2 protein-coding genes are annotated in these 1,107 nt (G+C 53.5%); one reads left to right on the top strand and one right to left on the bottom strand.

Going from position 1 to position 1,107, the window contains the following annotated elements; genetic code table 11:
- The coding region (locus V6D20_14715; protein HEY9817032.1) for a hypothetical protein at window positions 1–450 on the bottom strand (450 nt) is incomplete at its 3' end.
- Between the two features lie 405 nt (window positions 451–855).
- Between V6D20_14715 and V6D20_14710 the strand changes: the two genes are divergently transcribed.
- Window positions 856–1,107 (top strand): transposase (locus V6D20_14710; GenBank protein HEY9817031.1); only part of this gene is annotated, 252 nt, incomplete at its 3' end.

Raw genomic sequence — 1,107 nt, 5'->3', positions numbered from 1 at the left:
CGACGCATCAACCGGTTGGGCTTCGATCGAATGGTAGTCGTCAAGGACGAGGATAAAATCATCTGTGAGAGAAGTGATTTCATTGACCAGGGTCGTTAGAATCGATTCAACTGGCGGCGGTTGAGGGGATTGAAGCACATCCAACACACTAGCACCAATATTCGGTGCAATCGTCTGCAAAGCAGCGACCAGATAAATCAGAAAGCGGACGAGATCTTTGTCCTCTTCATCTAGCGAGAGCCAGGCAACGGCAATAGACGGAGTCGCTAAGCCCATTGCTTGCACCCACTCGCTGAGCAGCGTGGTTTTTCCAAAGCCGGCAGGGGCAGAGATGAGGATCAGCTTATGGTGCAACCCCTGGTTCAGCCGCTCGATCAGATGTGGGCGGAGGACAATTTTGGATCGAGGCAGGGGAATATAGAGCTTTGTGGCCAAAATTGGCGTAGACATGGATCAATTATATAATACACACTCCACAATATAAAAAGTGTCCCGGCCTTCGTTGGGACACTTTTTCGTGAAGCACACACATCATTTCGAATCCGAACGATCTTTATAGCGTACTTACCAACCGTGGGGAGGGGACCCACCCTCTCCTGTTACTGTACAATAGACAACAGAAAGCCGATGGGGTAAAACAGGATTGGACCAATCCTCCACCTGCCCACGCCACCGGCCGTCCAGCCTGGGAGCTGAGGACCCCCACCCTCTGGCACTGCGAGTGCTTCCTGCGGACTGTCCCCCAGGCCTGCCCAGTGGTACTGTCCAAAGCGTGCCGCGCTGTGAGCGCCGTAACAGGAACACAACCCAGGGCGTCCGGTGGGAGATCTCCAGCCAGCGCTTTAGGAGGTTCTCATGCAAGTATACATTGGAACCGACTGGAGCGAAGACAAACACGATGTGGTGTTTATGAACCAAGCCGGAGTTGACGTAGCCCGTTTGACCATCCCGCACAGTCTAGACGGTTTTGTGCAGCTGGATGGTGCCCGGCGCAAACTTGGCCTAGCTCCGGACGAGTGTGTGCTCGGGCTCGAAACAGCGCACAACCTTATCATTGAGTATTTGTGGAGCCAGGCATATCAACAAGTGTATGTCATCCCACCGAGT

The sequence above is a fragment of the Candidatus Obscuribacterales bacterium genome (assembly GCA_036703605.1).
Taxonomy (GTDB): Bacteria; Cyanobacteriota; Cyanobacteriia; order RECH01; family RECH01; genus RECH01.
This window is presented reverse-complemented; position numbering and strand designations above follow the sequence as displayed.